Origin of the sequence: Streptomyces sp. CAU 1734 (assembly GCF_039888735.1) — a bacterium.
In the GTDB taxonomy this organism is placed as follows: Bacteria; Actinomycetota; Actinomycetes; order Streptomycetales; family Streptomycetaceae; genus Streptomyces.
Genome location: NZ_JBDQQP010000001.1, coordinates 163,283 through 179,127, shown reverse-complemented (window position 1 = coordinate 179,127; position 15,845 = coordinate 163,283). Strand labels below are relative to the sequence as shown.

At 70.4% G+C, this 15,845-nt stretch carries 15 protein-coding genes; 9 read left to right on the top strand and 6 right to left on the bottom strand.

The features are described from left to right. Positions 1-95: 95 nt before the first annotated feature. On the bottom strand, positions 96-2,465 hold the full coding sequence (locus AAFN69_RS00710; protein ID WP_347726226.1) for a transglycosylase domain-containing protein: 2,370 nt from the start codon (positions 2,463-2,465) through the stop codon (positions 96-98). A gap of 648 nt (positions 2,466-3,113) precedes the next feature. Here AAFN69_RS00710 and AAFN69_RS00705 point away from each other — a divergent pair. Next, on the top strand, positions 3,114-3,458 hold the full coding sequence (locus tag AAFN69_RS00705; RefSeq protein ID WP_177149633.1) for a WhiB family transcriptional regulator: 345 nt from the start codon (positions 3,114-3,116) through the stop codon (positions 3,456-3,458). Positions 3,459-3,634: 176 nt separating this feature from the next. Here AAFN69_RS00705 and AAFN69_RS00700 read toward each other — a convergent pair whose 3' ends face one another. Both AAFN69_RS00700 and AAFN69_RS00695 read right to left on the bottom strand, forming a co-directional pair. Further along, the gene (locus AAFN69_RS00700; RefSeq protein WP_347726225.1) at positions 3,635-5,197 is read right to left on the bottom strand and encodes an ArsA family ATPase; all 1,563 of its coding nucleotides are present in this window, start codon (positions 5,195-5,197) and stop codon (positions 3,635-3,637) included. Beyond that, entirely contained in the window at positions 5,194-6,156 is a 963-nt protein-coding gene (locus AAFN69_RS00695) for an ArsA-related P-loop ATPase (RefSeq protein WP_347726224.1), read from the bottom strand. Before AAFN69_RS00695 ends, AAFN69_RS00700 begins: the two co-directional genes overlap by 4 nt. Positions 6,157-6,403: 247 nt before the next feature. Between AAFN69_RS00695 and AAFN69_RS00690 the strand changes: the two genes are divergently transcribed. From AAFN69_RS00690 to AAFN69_RS00670, 5 genes are all read left to right on the top strand, one after another. Beyond that, a complete protein-coding gene (locus AAFN69_RS00690; RefSeq protein ID WP_347726223.1) occupies positions 6,404-6,562 on the top strand; it encodes a DUF4177 domain-containing protein in 159 nt (52 codons plus the stop codon). After that, positions 6,559-7,029 carry a RidA family protein gene (locus AAFN69_RS00685; protein ID WP_347726222.1) on the top strand — a complete coding sequence of 157 codons (471 nt, stop codon included), beginning with the start codon at positions 6,559-6,561 and terminating at the stop codon, positions 7,027-7,029. The genes AAFN69_RS00690 and AAFN69_RS00685 overlap by 4 nt, the downstream gene beginning before the upstream one ends. A 184-nt stretch (positions 7,030-7,213) precedes the next feature. After that, positions 7,214-8,080: an NUDIX hydrolase gene (locus tag AAFN69_RS00680; RefSeq protein ID WP_347726221.1), complete on the top strand. Its 867-nt coding sequence runs from the start codon at positions 7,214-7,216 to the stop codon at positions 8,078-8,080. Between the two features lie 99 nt (positions 8,081-8,179). Further along, positions 8,180-9,010 carry an MBL fold metallo-hydrolase gene (locus AAFN69_RS00675; RefSeq protein WP_347726220.1) on the top strand — a complete coding sequence of 277 codons (831 nt, stop codon included), beginning with the start codon at positions 8,180-8,182 and terminating at the stop codon, positions 9,008-9,010. A gap of 98 nt (positions 9,011-9,108) precedes the next feature. Beyond that, complete coding sequence (locus tag AAFN69_RS00670) at positions 9,109-10,032, top strand: prohibitin family protein (protein WP_347726219.1); 924 nt, start codon at positions 9,109-9,111, stop codon at positions 10,030-10,032. A 270-nt stretch (positions 10,033-10,302) separates the two neighbouring features. On the opposite strand, the gene AAFN69_RS00665 is transcribed toward AAFN69_RS00670, so the two are convergent. After that, positions 10,303-10,977, bottom strand: coding sequence for a Crp/Fnr family transcriptional regulator (locus tag AAFN69_RS00665; RefSeq protein ID WP_003956804.1), 675 nt, complete (start codon positions 10,975-10,977; stop codon positions 10,303-10,305). A gap of 381 nt (positions 10,978-11,358) precedes the next feature. Here AAFN69_RS00665 and nth point away from each other — a divergent pair, with 381 nt between their 5' ends. From nth to AAFN69_RS00650, 3 genes are all read left to right on the top strand, one after another. Then, positions 11,359-12,318 carry an endonuclease III gene (nth, locus tag AAFN69_RS00660; protein ID WP_347726218.1) on the top strand — a complete coding sequence of 320 codons (960 nt, stop codon included), beginning with the start codon at positions 11,359-11,361 and terminating at the stop codon, positions 12,316-12,318. Positions 12,319-12,484: 166 nt separating this feature from the next. Further along, complete coding sequence (locus AAFN69_RS00655; RefSeq protein WP_347726752.1) at positions 12,485-13,093, top strand: CoA pyrophosphatase; 609 nt, start codon at positions 12,485-12,487, stop codon at positions 13,091-13,093. Positions 13,094-13,214: 121 nt separating this feature from the next. Further along, on the top strand, positions 13,215-14,423 hold the full coding sequence (locus AAFN69_RS00650; RefSeq protein ID WP_347726217.1) for a MarP family serine protease: 1,209 nt from the start codon (positions 13,215-13,217) through the stop codon (positions 14,421-14,423). Between the two features lie 69 nt (positions 14,424-14,492). Here the strand turns inward: AAFN69_RS00650 and AAFN69_RS00645 are convergent, their stop codons facing one another. Then, positions 14,493-14,681 carry a hypothetical protein gene (locus AAFN69_RS00645; RefSeq protein ID WP_347726216.1) on the bottom strand — a complete coding sequence of 63 codons (189 nt, stop codon included), beginning with the start codon at positions 14,679-14,681 and terminating at the stop codon, positions 14,493-14,495. A gap of 208 nt (positions 14,682-14,889) precedes the next feature. After that, a complete protein-coding gene (locus tag AAFN69_RS00640; RefSeq protein ID WP_347726215.1) occupies positions 14,890-15,822 on the bottom strand; it encodes an alpha/beta hydrolase in 933 nt (310 codons plus the stop codon). Between the last annotated feature and the right edge of the window lie 23 nt (positions 15,823-15,845).

Below are 15,845 nucleotides of genomic sequence, written 5' to 3'. Positions count from 1 at the left end.
ACCGGGCCGGCGGGCCGAAGAGGACACAGCGCGCAGACACACACGGAGGGGCCCGGGTCACCGACCCGGGCCCCTCCGCTGTCGTCCGTGCGCGGTCAGCGACCGCCGCCGTCCTGGCCCTCGGTCCGGCCCGGCATCTGGCCGTTGTTCCCGTTGCCCTGGCTGCCGCCGTCGCCCCCGCCGACCAGGCCGGGTCCTACGGAGATACCGGGGAGCGGCCCCTGGCCGTCACCGCCGCCGTCGCCATTGCCGGGCCTGCCGTCGTCCTGGCCGTTGCCGCCATTGCCGCCGTCGCCTTCCCAGCCGCCGCCGCCATTGCTCCGGCCGTCACCGTCTCCGTCGCCGCCGTCCCCATCGCCGTCTCCGTCGCCGTCCCCGTCACCGCCGGGCTCCTCGCCCTTGGGCGCGTCCGGGATGTGCACGGTGCTGAAGGGCGGGGCGTCCCTGCCCTCCAGCGCGCCGCCCATGGCCTCGCGCCAGATCGGACCGGGGACCTCGCCACCGAAGACCTTGGGGAAGTAGCGGCCGCCGATGTTGATGTTCACCATCTCGACCTGCTGGCTCGGGCTGCCCACCCACACCGCGCCGGAGAGGTTGGGGGTGTAACCGGCGAACCACGCGTTCTTCCGGCCGTCCGTCGTACCGGTCTTGCCGGCATTGGCACGGTCGGGCAGACCGGCCTTCTTGCCCGTGCCGGACTCGACCACTCCGGAGAGCAGGGTGTTGATCGTGTCGGCCGTGCGCTCCGACATCGCGCGCTTGCAGGAGCTCTTCGGCACCTTCAGGCTGTCACCGGTCGCCGTGGTGATCGACTCGATGGCGGTCGGGGTGCAGTACATGCCGCGGTTGGCGAAGGTGGCGTACGCGTTGGCCATCACCAGCGGGGAGATACCCGTCGAGCCGAGCGTCAGGGTGGAGGGCGAGACCGGCAGCTTGGTGCCGTTGCCCTGGACCACACCGAGCTTGTCGGTCATCTCCACGACCGGGCAGAGGCCGGTGTCGTCGACCATCTGGACGAAGTAGGTGTTGACCGAGAGCGCCATCGCCTCCTTGAGGTCGTACGGGCCGACCTCCGCGGAGTTCTCGTTCTCCAGCTTGTCGCCCTGGTTGACCCACGGCTTGTTGTCGCAGGTCGGGATGGAGTCGGGGTAGGGCATCTGGTACGGCGAGGGGTAGACCTGCGTCGCGGGCTTCCCGCTCTCTATGGCCGCCGCCGCCACGAAGGGCTTGAAGGTCGATCCGACCGGGAAGCCGAAGTTCGAGCCGCCGTGCTTCTGGTCGACCGAGTAGTTGATCTGGGTCTCGTTCTTCCCGAAGCCGTACGGGCGGGACTGGCCCATCGCCATGATCTTGCCGGTCCCGGGCTCGACCATGGTCACCGCGCTGGCGACCCGGTCGGACTTCTTCACGTACTCCCTGATCGACGACTGCGCCGACTTCTGCGCCTTGGGGTCCAGCGTCGTCCGGATCGTCAGGCCGCCCTGGTTCCAGACCTTGGCCCGGGCCTCCTTCGTCTTGCCGAAGACCGGGTCGGAGAGGAAGGTCGCGCGGACGTAGTCGCAGAAGAAGCCGGCGCCGTTGGTCGCGGTGATGCAGCCGTTCTTCGGGCGGCTCACCTTGAGGTTGATCTCGGTCGCCTTGGCGCGCTCCGCCTCGGCCCGGGTGATGTCGCCGACCTCGGCCATGCGCTGGAGCACGATGTTCCGGCGCTTGGTCGCCTCCTCGGCGTCATTGACCGGGTCGTAGCGGCTGGGGGACTGGACGAGACCGGCGAGCATCGCCGCCTCCTCCAGCTCCAGATCCTTGGCCGGCTTGGAGAAGTAGCGCTTGGACGCCGCCTCGACGCCGTACGCCTGCTGGCCGAAGAAGGTGATGTTGAGGTAGTTCTCCAGAATCTTCTTCTTGCCCAGCTCCTCCTCGACCTGAATCGCGTACTTCAGCTCCTGGATCTTGCGGCCGAGCGTCTGCTGCGTGGCGAGGGCGACCTTCTCCGGGTCGTCGCCCGCCTCCTCCACGAAGACGTTCTTCACATACTGCTGGGTCAGTGTCGACGCGCCCTGGGTGACACCGCCGCTCGTCGCGTTCTTGTTGAGCGCGCGCAGTACGCCCTTGAGGTCGATCGCGCCGTGCTCGTAGAAGCGCGAGTCCTCAATGGCGATGATCGCCTTCTGCATATAGGGCGAGATGTCGGCGAGCGGCACCACGGTCCGGTCGCGGGAGTAGATCGACGCGATGGTCTTGCCCTTGGCGTCCAGCACCGTGGTGCGCTGGCTGAGCGGGGGCTGCTTGAGGTTGGCCGGGATTTCGTCGAATTCCTTGACCGTCCCCTTGGCGGCGAGCCCCAGCACACCGGCGGCGGGCAGGGCGATGCCCGCCAGCACTGCTCCGGAGAGCACACTGACACCGAGGAACTTGGCGGCTTGTTGGGTCCCGGTCAGACCGCCACCGGAGCGCTTCTTTGGCATGCAAGCAGCCTAATCCGTAGTTATGAGCGTTCCGCAGGAGCGGGTGCTTCTCGGAGCGTTCGAGTACCAGACCGTGACATCCGGGTGCCGCCGACCGGCGGTGTTCCCGTCCGCGCCGCGCCGCGGACACGGCCGGCAGCCGGCGGCGGCACCTTCCCGGGGCCTCGGCCGGGGGCCGCGCGGCAACGCGAGAGGCCGGCGTTCCCGTTCGCCGGACAGGCGTATGGGCATTGGCCTAAGCTGCTCTCAACTGTCACAACAGTGCGGTTTCGTATCAAGGCATTCCCGGAATCCACAGCAAGTTCTCATGTGGTCCGAGGCTCGTCCCGTAGTCACTGCGGCAGCGGGGACAGTCGAATCGGAATCTCGCATTCCATGTCCGAATTCAAGGCGAATCCGTCTTATGTTCCGTCCTGAGCCCTCTTTTCATGGGTTGGTATGGGATGTTTTGGCGGATTAATCCTTTATGCCTTCTGGTCACTCCCCTGGGTGATCTGCCGCGTACGCATAGTCCGTTCGGGCCATTCAAGATTGGGCCCGAAGGGGGTGTTGCGCTGTGCCCGCCTTCCGTAACGTCCTCAACTGGCAGCGGTGAATATGCCGCTACCGCCGTGGGGGAGCCTCGATTCGGGAGAGGACGGCGCCGGGATGGGCTGGGTAACCGACTGGAGTGCGCAGGCAGCCTGCCGCACTACCGATCCGGATGAACTGTTCGTACAAGGGGCAGCGCAGAACAGGGCCAAGGCGGTGTGCACCGGATGCCCGGTGCGGACCGAATGCCTGGCCGATGCCCTCGACAATCGCGTCGAATTCGGGGTGTGGGGCGGGATGACCGAGCGGGAACGCCGTGCGCTGTTGCGCAGGCGGCCCACGGTCACTTCCTGGCGCAGACTCCTGGAGACGGCGCGTACGGAGTACGAGCGCAGTGCGGGCATTCTGCCCGTCGGGCTCGACGACGACGAGACATATGAGACATACGCGGCCGTCGGGTAGGACACCCGGCCGCCGTACGGAGCCCTGGGCTCCCACTCCTCGTACCGCTGGGCACCCCTCGTACGCGGGCGCACACCTCGCCCTCGTACCCGCGGTCCGGCCACGACGCCGTGCACACACGGCGGCCGTGCGCACACCGGACCGGTGCCGCGGGACGGGCCGGCCGCCGCGGGCGGCTACACCGCTCCGGCCGGACCACCACCGCCGGTCGCGAGCTGATCACCAATGGCCCGCAGGCCCGCGAGATCGTGTACGTCACTGGGCAGGGCGGCCACCTGCGCCACCGCCACCTCGGGATGCAGTGCGGTGAAGCGGTCGCGGGTGCGCTCCTCGCGGGCGAGGACCTGCATCCTTTCCGCGTGCAGCCGGAGCAGGGCCGCCGTCAGCTGTTCTGCGGTGTGGTGATCCGCCTGATGTGCCGGTGCCTGCCGCGCGGGCGGCTGTGCGCCGTCCGTGTTCGTGTCGGCAGCCGCCGTGTCCGTGCCGGCCGCCGTGTCCGCGGCGTGCTCGCTGATCGCGGCGTGCTCCGTGCTCGCGGTGTTCTCGGAGGTCTCGGCGTTCTCGGTGGGAGGGGTCTGCTCCGCCGGTACGGGAACGGGCGGAAGGGCGCCGGGCTCAGGGCTGTCGCCGGAGAGCTCGGAGGCATCGCGGTGGGGCTCGGGGATCTGCGCCGGGGAGTGATCCGCGGGCGGGGGGCCGGGAGGGGCGCCCGTGGTCTCACGAACATCAGTCTTCCCGCCGGCCTGATCGACAATGCCGTCGCCGTCAAGATTTTCTGACGTAATTTCCATGGCAAGGATCTCCGCCGCCGCCAGCGCCCGTTCGGCCGAGAGCCCCGCCGCGCCGCTGCCGTGAACCCGGTTCAGCACCAGCCCCGCGAGCGGCATCTCCTCCTCCGCCAGCCGCTCCACGAAGTAGGCCGCCTCCCGCAGCGCGTCCCGCTCCGGTGCCGCCACCACCAGGAAGGCGGTGCCCGGTGCCTGGAGCAGGCGGAAGGTGGCGTCGGCCCGGGTGCGGAACCCGCCGAACATCGTGTCCATCGCGGAGACGAAGGTCTGCACATCCCGCAGCAGCTGACCGCCCAGCAGCTTGCCCAGGGTTCCGGTCATCATCGACATGCCGACATTGAGGAACTTCATCCCCGCCCGGCCGCCCATCTTCGCCGGGGCGACGAGCAGCTTGATCAGCTTCCCGTCCAGAAAGGACCCCAGCCGCTTCGGCGCGTCCAGGAAGTCCAGCGCACTCCGCGACGGCGGGGTGTCGACGACGATCAGATCCCACTCGTCCCGCGCCCGGAGCTGGCCGAGCTTCTCCATCGCCATGTACTCCTGCGTACCGGCGAATCCGGCCGACAGGGACTGATAGAAGGGATTCTCCAGAATCGCGCGGGCCCGCTCGGGATCCGCGTGCGCCTCGACGATCTCGTCGAAGGTCCGCTTCATGTCCAGCATCATGGCGTGCAGCTCGCCGCCGGGCCGTTCCCCGTCGGTCTCTATGCCCTTGACCTGCCGCGGCGTGTTGTCGAGTGAATCGATACCGAGCGACTGGGCCAGCCGCCGGGCCGGGTCGATGGTCAGCACCACCACCCGCCGGCCGCGCTCAGCCGCCCGTACGCCGAGGGCCGCCGCGGTGGTCGTCTTGCCCACGCCGCCCGAACCGCAGCAGACGATGATCCGGGTGGCCGGATCATCGAGGAGGGGATCGATCGCGAGCGGGGTCGCCGACGCGTCCAGAGTCATGAGCCGGTCCCTTGCTTCCGCAGTTCCCGCGCCAGGTGGTAGAGCCCGGCGAGATCCACTCCCTCGCTCAGCAGGGGGAGTTCGTACGACGGCAGTTCCAGCCGGTCCAGCGCGGCCCGCTGCTCCCGCTCCAGCTCCACGCGCTGGGCGTGGTCCGCGGCCTGGTCGAGCAGCGGGCCGACGAGCCGGGCGCCGCCGCCGACCCCGGCGCCGGCCAGCGCGGCGGCGATCTCCTCGCGCCGTCCGTCCGCCGCGTCGCGCACCGATTCCTCGTCCAGGATGTGCGGGCGGACCATGTTCACGATCACCCTGCCCACCGCGAGATCGGCGGCGCGCAGCTCGGCGACCCCGTCGGCGGTCTCCTGGACCGGCATCTCCTCCAGCAGCGTGACCAGATGGACCGCTGTCCTGGGGGATTTGAGCACCCGCATCACGGACTGCGCCTGATTGTGTATCGGCCCGAACTTCGCCAGCCCGGCCACCTCGTCGTTCACATTGAGGAAGCGGGTGATCCGGCCGGTGGGCGGGGCGTCCATCACCACATGGTCATAGACGAACGAGCCCTGCTTGGTCCGGCGCCGCACGGCTTCGCACGCCTTGCCGGTGAGCAGCACATCGCGCACACCGGGGGCGATGGTGGTGGCGAAGTCGATGGCTCCGAGCTTCTTGAGCGCCCGGCCCGCGCTGCCGAGCTTGTAGAACATCTGGAGGTAGTCCAGCAGCGCCCGCTCGGCGTCGATGGCCAGGGCGAAGACCTCGCCGCCGCCGGAGGAGACGGCGATCTTCCGTTCCTCGTACGGCAGCGCCTCGGTCTCGAAGAGCTGGGCGATGCCCTGTCTTCCCTCCACCTCCACGAGGAGAGTGCGCTTTCCCTCGGTCGCGAGGGCGAGCGCGAGTGCGGCGGCCACCGTGGTCTTGCCGGTGCCACCCTTGCCGCTGACGACCTGGAGCCTGCTCACGCATTCGAGCCTAATTCCTTTCCCCTCACAACGGTGGCGCCGGGTGGGGTTGCCGGGGTGTTCGGGGAGTCGGGCCGGTCACACCCGGGCGGGCACGGGGGCCGCGGCCCGGATTCCGGCCGTCCGCTGTCGTGTTTGAGGCGGTATGGACGTCTGACTCGCCGTCGGCCCGCCGCTTCGGCTCCAGGGGTTCCGCCGCCCCGGGTCCAGTGGCCCTCGACCGCGGCGCTACGGCTACAGTCGGCCCATGACCAAGTGGGAATACGTCACCGTGCCCCTTCTCGTGCACGCGACCAAGCAGATTCTGGACACCTGGGGCGAGGACGGCTGGGAGCTCGTCCAGGTCGTTCCCGGGCCGAACAACCCCGAGCAGCTCGTGGCGTATCTGAAGCGGCAGAAGCCGTGAGCGGCGCCGTCGAGGCCAGGCTCGCCGAACTGGGCCTGACACTGCCCGCCGTCGTGCCGCCGCTGGCCTCGTACCAGCCGGCCGTGGTCTCGGGCTCGTATGTCTACACCGCGGGTCAGCTCCCGATGGTGGAGGGCAAGCTTCCGGTCACCGGCAAGGTGGGCGCCGAGGTCACCCCCGAGGAGGCGAAGGAGCTGGCCCGCGTCTGCGCGCTCAACGCCCTCGCCGCCGTGAAATCGGTCACCGGTGATCTGGACCGGGTCGCGCGGGTGGTGAAGGTGGTCGGCTTCGTGGCGTCCGCCTCGGACTTCACCGGCCAGCCCGCCGTCCTCAACGGCGCGAGCGAGCTGCTGGGCGAGGTGTTCGGCGACCGCGGGGTGCACGCCCGCAGCGCCGTGGGTGTCGCGGTGCTCCCGCTGGACGCCCCGGTCGAGGTCGAACTCCAGGTGGAGCTGGTCCAGGGCTGATCCCCCCTTTCCACAGGTGTACGGCCCCGGGCCCGCCGGTTCTCCCGGCCGGGCCCGGGGCCGTCCGCTGTCCGTCCGCCGTCCGCCCGCGCGGCGCCCGGGCCGGGTGTGCCGCACCTGCCGGGCGTGCCGTACGGAGCCGTTCCCTCTCGAACATTCGGGCGCCGGCGCATAGCATCCGGCCATGTCCCAAGGTCAGTGGTACCCACCGGAATGGCCGGAGCGGATCCGCGCCCTCGCGAGCGGTGCGCTCACCCCCGTGCCGCCCAGACGGGCCGCCACCGTGATGCTGCTGCGCGACACCCCCGACGGCCCCTCGGTCCACATGCTGCGGCGGCGTGCCTCCATGGCCTTCGCCGGCGGGGCGTACGCCTATCCGGGCGGCGGGGTCGACGAGCGGGACGCGCGCCCGGTCCGCTGGGCCGGCCCCTCCCGGGCGGAGTGGGCGGCGCGGCTCGGGGTGGACGAGGCGGGGGCGCAGGCGGTGGTCTGCGCGGCGGTCAGGGAGACCTTCGAGGAGGCGGGCGTACTCCTCGCGGGGCTGACCGGCGACACCGTGATCGGGGCCACCGCCGGCGAGGAGTGGGAGAGCGACCGCCGGGCGCTGGTCGGCCGCGAGCTCTCCTTCGCGGAGTTCCTGGACCGGCGCGGGCTGGTGCTGCGCTCCGATCTGCTGGGTGCCTGGGCACGCTGGATCACCCCCGAGTTCGAGCCGCGCCGCTATGACACCTGGTTCTTCGTCGCCGCGCTCCCTCAGGGGCAGCGCGCCCGCAATGCCTCCACCGAGGCGGACCGCACCGTGTGGATCCGGCCCGCCGAGGCCGCCGCGGGCTATGACGGGGGCGATCTGCTGATGATGCCGCCGACCATCTCGACCCTGCGGTCCCTGCTGCCGTACGCCACCGCCGCCGAGGCGCTGGGCGCGGCGGACGGGCGGGATCTGGCCCCCGTACTGGCCGAGGCCCGGCTGGAGGGCGGTGAGCTGGTCCTCAGCTGGCCGGGTCACGAGGAGTTCACCAAGCACATTCCGACAACCGGGGGAGCCCGGTGAGCGGCGTGGGGACTGCGGCGGGAAGGAGCCCGATGAGCACCGGGACAGTGGCGGGAGGAGCCCGATGAACGGCACCGGGAGCGCGGCGGGGGTACCGCGGTGAGCGGCGCGGAGCAGCTTCCCGGGCGGCCCCGCGACGGCGGGCTCGACGGCCCCGCGACGGCCCGCGCCGTCCGTGTGCGGGCACCCAATCCGTCCGCGATGACGCTCGACGGCACCAACACCTGGATCGTCTCCGAACCGGACTCCGACACGGCGGTGGTGATCGACCCCGGACCGCTGGACGAGACACATCTGCGCCGGGTGATCGACACCGCGGAGCGGGCGGGCAAGCGGATCGCCCTGACCCTGCTCACCCACCGCCACCCCGACCACTCCGACGGAGCGGTCCGGTTCGCCGAGCTCACGCGTACGGCCGTCCGCGCGCTGGACCCGGCGCACCGGCTGGGCGGCGAAGGGCTCACGGAGGGTGAGGTGATCGACACCGGGGGGCTGGAGCTGAGGGTGCTGCTCACCCCCGGGCACACCTCGGACTCGCTCTGCCTCCATCTCCCCGCCGACCGGGCCGTGCTCACCGGGGACACGGTTCTCGGCCGGGGAACGACGGTGGTCGCGCACCCCGACGGGCGGCTCGGCGACTATCTCGACTCCCTCCGCAGGCTCCGCGCGCTGGCCGTCGACGAAGGGGTGCGCACGGTGCTGCCGGGCCACGGGCCGGTTCTGGACGACGCGCTGGGCGTGATCGAGTTCTATCTCGCCCACCGGGCGAGCCGGCTCGCACAGGTGGAGACGGCGGTCGAGAACGGCCGGCGGACGGCCGCCGAGGTGGTGGCCCAGGTGTACGCAGGGGTCGACCCGTCGCTCCTGCCCGCCGCGGAGCTCTCGGTGGAAGCGCAACTGGAGTATCTGCGGGAGCGCGGACTGATCTGACCATCCCATCGGCGAACCGCTCCGGCCCCCCGGGCGTCAGAAGTGCTGAGCGGTGATTTACGCTCCGTTTACTTCTGACATTTCTCTGGGGGGCTTCCGTGTTCGTCCTTTTCGTCCTGCTGCTGATCGCGGCGGCGGTCCTGTACTTCGTGGGCCGGGCCAATGAGAGCCGCGGTTTCAAGCTCGGCTCCCTGGGTGCCCTGATAGCCGGGGTGTTCGCGGGCATCGCCAGCTGTGTGCATGTGATCAGCGCGTACGAGGTCGGGGTGCCGGTCACCTTCGGCAAGGTCGGCAAGCCCATGACCTCGGGGATGAACCTCACCTCGCCCTTCACCAGCGTCACGACCTTCTCCACCCGGCCGGTCGACCTCAATCTCTCCGGCAAGGACGTGATCGAGGTCCGTTCCCGGCAGGGCGGTGTGATGTTCGTCGAGGTGACGGTGAAGTGGGCGGTGACGCCCGCCAAGTCGGTCGAGCTCTACAAGCTCGCGGGCAGCGAGGACGCGATCCAGCAGCGGCTGGTCTTCCCGGACAGCCGGGAGATCGTCCGCAATGTCTTCGCCCGGCACACGAGCGAGGAGGGCTACTCCTCGGCACGCGAGAAGATCAACACGGAGATCGGCGATCTGATCCAGGAGCGGCTGGCGCCGCGCGGGATCGATGTCACCACCGTCAATCTGCGCAATGTGAAGCCGTCCGACCAGCTTCAGGAGCAGATCGACCGGAAGATCCAGCAGGAACAGGCCACCGAGCGGGCGGCCGAGTCGGCCCGCACGGCGAAGGCGGAGGCGGAGAAGACCCGGATCGAGGCGCAGTCGAACGCCGAGCGCCGCAAGATCGAGGCCGAGGGTCACGCCAAGGCGAACAAGATCGTCAATGACTCGCTCACCGAGAAGGTCCTGCTCAACCGCTGCATAGACGCCTTCAAGGAGGCGGCGGCGGAGAATCCGGTGTACGCCGTGCCGTGCGGCGGCGGCAGCGGCAACGCGCTGATCGTGGACGGCACCGGCAAGAAGAAGTGACCGGCGCTCGAAGCGTGGAAGCGGCCGGCATGCGCGAGGCCGAAGCGGCCGGCAGCCGGGAGACGGAAGCGGCCGGCATGCGCGAGGCGGAAGCGCCCCGCAGCCGGAGAGCGGAAGCACCCGGCGCCCGCCGGGACGAAGCGGCGGCCGGCTGACCCGGGCCGCCCGGCCGCGGCGGCCGTACACCCCATGGATACGGGTGAGGGCCCGTCCGGAAAGATCCGGACGGGCCCTCACCCGTACTCCCGGCCGCGTGCGCGCGGCGCGGCGTCAGCGGGAGCGCTTGGCCAGCCGCTCCACGTCGAGCAGGATCACGGCCCGGGCCTCCAGCCGCAGCCAGCCGCGCTGGGCGAAGTCGGCCAGGGCCTTGTTCACCGTCTCGCGGGAGGCGCCGACGAGCTGGGCCAGCTCTTCCTGGGTCAGGTCGTGGACCACATGGATGCCTTCCTCCGACTGCACGCCGAAGCGGCGCGACAGATCGAGGAGGGCCCTGGCCACTCGTCCCGGCACATCGGAGAAGACCAGGTCGGACATCTGGTCATTGGTCTTGCGCAGCCGGCGGGCGACCGCGCGCAGCAGGGCGGTGGCGACCTCGGGGCGGGCGTTCAGCCAGGGCTGAAGGTCGCCGTGGCCCAGACCGAGGAGTTTGACCTCGGTCAGTGCGGTGGCGGTCGCCGTGCGCGGGCCGGGGTCGAAGAGCGAGAGCTCGCCGATCAGCTCTCCGGGGCCGAGGACGGCGAGCATGTTCTCGCGGCCGTCGGGGGAGGTGCGGTGCAGCTTGACCTTGCCCTCGGTGACCACATAGAGGCGGTCGCCCGGGTCGCCCTCGTGGAAGAGCGCGTCGCCGCGGGCGAGCGTCACCTCACTCATCGAGCCGCGGAGCTCCGCGGCCTGCTCGTCATCGAGCGCCGCGAAGAGCGGGGCGCGCCGCAGAACGTCGTCCACGAGTTCTCTCCTTGTCGACCTGCTCAGGGACCGTGGCCCCCATGATGCCGGACCGCAACTGTGGCGGTCCGGGGGACACTGCGTAGGACAGCCTGTCCACCGCAGACCCCTGGCAAGTAAATATTCATGCGATCAATCACAACAAGTCTGACGCACTGGAGCGTCTGTTCGTACGGCAGGGGGCCGATTGGGTCCGGATTACCGGTGACCGGGGCGGATGTCGGTGCCGGACCGTAGGCTGGCGTGGTGTCCAATTCGCCGGTGAGAGCGCAGGCCAAGGGGGCTGGAGGAGTGTCCGCCAAGGTGAATTCCGCTGTGGGCGAACAGCCGCCAATCGGTGCCCGAAAAGCCGCAAATCAGAATAAATCGGAATCCCGTCCGGTGCGTGGGAAGACTCCCGGGCCGCGTTCGAAGGAGCAGCCCGATTCGAACGCCGGCGGGGGCGCGCGAGCCGCCGCGGGGCCGGGAAGCCGGAGCGCGGGTGCGTCCGCCGGCCCCGGGGGCCGGAGCGCGGGTGCGTCCGGGGGGCGGGCCGCCGGCAAGCCCGAGTCGCGGCTGGCGATGGTCCGCCGGGCCCGCCGCATCAACCGGGAGCTCGCCGAGGTCTACCCCTGGGCCCACCCCGAGCTGGACTTCCGCAACCCCTTCGAGCTGCTGGTCGCCACCGTCCTCTCCGCCCAGACGACCGATCTGCGGGTCAATCAGACGACCCCGGCGCTCTTCGCGAAGTACCCGGCGCCCGAGGATCTGGCCGCCGCGTCCCCGGAGGAGGTGGAGGAGATCATCCGCCCCACCGGCTTCTTCCGGGCCAAGACGAAGTCCCTGCTCGGCCTCTCCGCCGCGCTCCGGGACAATTTCGGCGGCGAGGTGCCCGGCCGGCTGGAGGATCTGGTCACCCTGCCCGGAGTCGGCCGTAAAACGGCTTTTGTCGTACTCGGCAATGCCTTCGGCGTCCCCGGTATCACCGTCGACACCCACTTCGGCCGGCTGGTGCGCCGCTGGAAGTGGACCGAGCAGGAGGACCCGGTGAAGGTCGAGGCCGAGATCGCCGAGATCTTCCCGAAGTCCGAGTGGACGATGCTCTCGCACCGGGTGATCTTCCACGGCCGCCGTATCTGCCACTCCCGCAAGCCCGCCTGCGGGGCCTGCCCGATCGCCCATCTCTGCCCCTCGTACGGCGAGGGCGAGACGGATCCGGAGAAGGCGCGGAAGCTCCTCAAGTACGAGATGGGCGGTCGGCCCGGCCAGCGGCTCAGCCCGCCGCCCGGCTACCCGGGCAGCCCCGCCCCGCCGGCGGGCGCCCCGGACCCGGACGAAACGGCCCCGGGTGAGGCCGGATGACGGAACGATCCGCGCGCCCCGGCGCGTTGTGAACAAGGGGGTGCCCATGCGTACGGATGAAGAGACCCATGGCGGGAACGGGCCGGTGAGCGGCCCGGTGCGCGGCGGCGCGACGGCCGTCACGACCGAGGGGCTGCCCGGCTGGCTCCACCCCGTGGTGTCGGCCATGGGCACCGTCCGGGCCCGCCAGCTCAGCCGGTTCCTCCCGCCCGAGGGCGGCGGAGGGCGGCAGTCCGCGGTCCTGGTGCTCTTCGGCGAGGGGCCGAGCGGGCCTGAGCTGCTGCTGATGGAGAGATCGGGCACCCTGCGCGCCCATGCGGGGCAGCCGTCCTTCCCCGGCGGCGCGCTCGATCCGCAGGACGGCGACCCGGCCGGCGCCGGCCCGCTGTGCGCGGCACTGCGCGAGGCCGAGGAGGAGACCGGGCTCGATCCGTCCGGGGTCCAGCTCTTCGGCGTCCTGCCCAAGCTCTACATTCCGGTGAGCGGCTTCGTGGTCACCCCCGTCCTGGGCTGGTGGCACACCCCCAGCCCCATCGGAGCGGTCGACCCCGCCGAGACCGCGCGGGTCTTCACCGTTCCCGTGGCGGATCTCACCAATCCGGCGAATCGCGCCATGGCGGTGCACCCCAGCGGCTATCTCGGCCCGGCGTTCACCGTTCAGTCCGCGCTCGTCTGGGGGTTCACCGCCGGTGTGATCGACCGGATTCTGCACTTCGCGGGCTGGGAGCGTCCCTGGGACCGGGAGAGACAGGTCCCGCTGGAGTGGCACGCATGACAGGCTGATCTCCGACCTTCCCGATCCACCCATCCACGGCCACGGTGACCGACCGGATCCCTTCCGGTGCCGCAGACGGCATCCCGGTGCCGCGGGCGACGAAATAGCGAGGCAATCGACGGTGAACGTGCTGGACATCCTGTTGCTGGTCGCCGCCGTCTGGTTCGCGATCGTCGGCTATCGACAGGGCTTCGTCGTCGGCATTCTGTCCGTGATCGGGTTCCTCGGCGGCGGACTGATCGCCGTCTATCTCCTGCCGCTGATCTGGGACAGAGTCACGGACGAGTCCGACGGCTCCCAGGTGTCCACCACCGTCGCGGTGGTCGCGGTGGTCATCGTGATCGTCTGTGCCTCGGTGGGCCAGGCGTTCACCACCCATCTCGGCAACAAACTCCGCCTCCACATCACCTGGACGCCGGCCCGCGCGCTGGACGCCACCGGCGGCGCGCTGGTCAATGTGGTCGCGATGCTGCTGGTGGCCTGGCTGATCGGCTCGGCGCTGGCCGGCACCTCACTGCCCACCCTGGGCAAGGAGGTCCGCGGCTCCAAGGTGCTCCTCGGCGTCTCCCGGGTGATGCCGTCTCAGGCGGCGGGCTGGTTCAGCGACTTCTCCTCCGTACTCGCCCAGAACGGCCTGCCGCAGGTCTTCAGCCCGTTCTCCAATGAGCCCATCACCGAGGTCAGGGCCCCCGACCCGGCGCTGGTGGGCAGCCCGGTCGCCGCCCGCGCCAAGAAGTCCATCGTCAAGGTCGTCGGCACCGCGCAGAGCTGCAACAAGGTGCTGGAGGGCACCGGGTTCGTCTTCGGCGAGCGCCGGGTCATGACCAACGCGCATGTCGTCGGAGGCGTGGACGAGCCCACCGTGCAGATAGGCGGTGAGGGCCGGCGGTACGACGCCACGGTCGTGCTCTACGACTGGCAGCGCGACATCGCCGTACTCGACGTGCCGGATCTCGACGCCACACCGCTGCGGTTCGCGGAGCCCGACGCGCGCAGCGGGGACAGTGCGATCGTGGCCGGCTTCCCGGAGAACGGCGCGTACGACGTCCGCTCGGCCCGGGTGCGCGGCCGGATCAACGCCGACGGCCCCGACATCTACCACCGCGGCACCGTGCGCCGCGATGTCTACTCCCTCTTCACCACGGTCCGTCAGGGCAATTCCGGAGGCCCGCTGCTCACCCCCGAGGGCAAGGTCTACGGAGTGATTTTCGCCAGGTCGCTGGACGACCCGGAGACCGGATACGCCCTGACCGTTGACGAGATCGCCGGAGACATCTCGGCCGGCCTCTCCGCGAATCAGGAAGTGGACAGCCAGGGGTGCGCGCTGTAAAGGCCCCGCCCGGGGCTCCCCCCGAAGATCGTCCGGGAGCCGTTGCCCCGAGTCAGGGCCTGGCGGTGGTCACTGACGGGTATGCCGCAGCCTGGCGGAAACCCAACGTGCCCGACGCCTCAGAATGCGGGGAATTCCCACCCCCTGCGCTGAATGGTCATGGCCCTGGCCCTGCGGGCCATCATTGTTGTAGGTGCTCGGCCCATTGGCAGAGCGACGGTTGCGTGCCGCGTCACCGTAGTCGTACGTCCAGCCCATACCGGGACGTGTGCCCGTGGCCCAAGGTCGGTAACCGTGTCCGGGACGCTCAATTGGCCTATGCGCCGGGCATTTGGCTGTTCGTAGGACAAGCGTTCCCCGATGTCGCCGAACGGCCGCCGGCGACGGGCTCGCTGCTCGTACTACCGTACGAATCAAGCCAAGAGCGCCGGGGCCGCGCGGGGGCGGTTCCGGGGCGTACGAAGGGTCAGCGGCGGTCGGGCTCGGGGTCCTTGAGCCAGTTGATCAGCTCGGCGGAGAAGGCGACCGGATCCTCCTCGTGCGGAAAGTGCCCGAGCCCCTCGAACAGCCGCCAGCGATAGGGCGCTTCCACGTACTCGCCCGATCCCGCGGCGCTGCGGGTCCGCATCGCCGAGTCCTCCGAGCCGTGCAGATGAAGCGTCGGCACCCGCACCGGGCGCTTCATCCGGCGGTTGAACTGGATGCCGTCCGGCCGGGCCATCGACCGCACCATCCAGCGGTAGGGCTCGATCGAGCAGTGCGCCGTCGACGGGATCGACATCGCCCTGCGGTAGGTCTCCAGCGCGAGCTCGTCCGGCGGCTTCGGACCCGACCAGTTCCGGATCAGTTCTCCCACCAGCTCCGCGTCATCCGCCACCAGCCGGCGCTCGGGGATCCAGGGCCGCTGGAAGCCCCAGATGTAGGAGCCCGCCCGGCTCTGCGAGAAGTCGGAGAGCATCGCCGAACGCCAGCGGCGCGGATGCGGCATCGAGGAGACCGCCAGCCGGCGGACCAGCTTCGGCCGCATCACCGCGGCCGTCCAGGCCAGATATCCGCCCAGGTCGTGGCCTACCAGGGCGGCGTCCGGCTCGCCGAGCGAGCGGATCACGCCCGTGATGTCGAGGGCGAGATTGGCGGGGTCGTAACCCCGCGGAGTGCGGTCGCTGCCGCCGACACCCCGCAGGTCCATGGCGACGGCCCGGTACCCCGCGCCGGCGAGTGCCGGGAGCTGATGCCGCCAGGTCCACCAGAACTGCGGGAAACCGTGCAGCAGCAGCACCAGCGGCCCGTCACCCATCTCGGCGATGTGGAAGCGCGCGCCATTGGCGGCCACGTCGCGGTGGGTCCAGGGACCATCGATGCGTACGGGGCTTCCATTACCGGTGTCAGGGGCGGTCATGCTGATGAGCGTGCCACACCCGG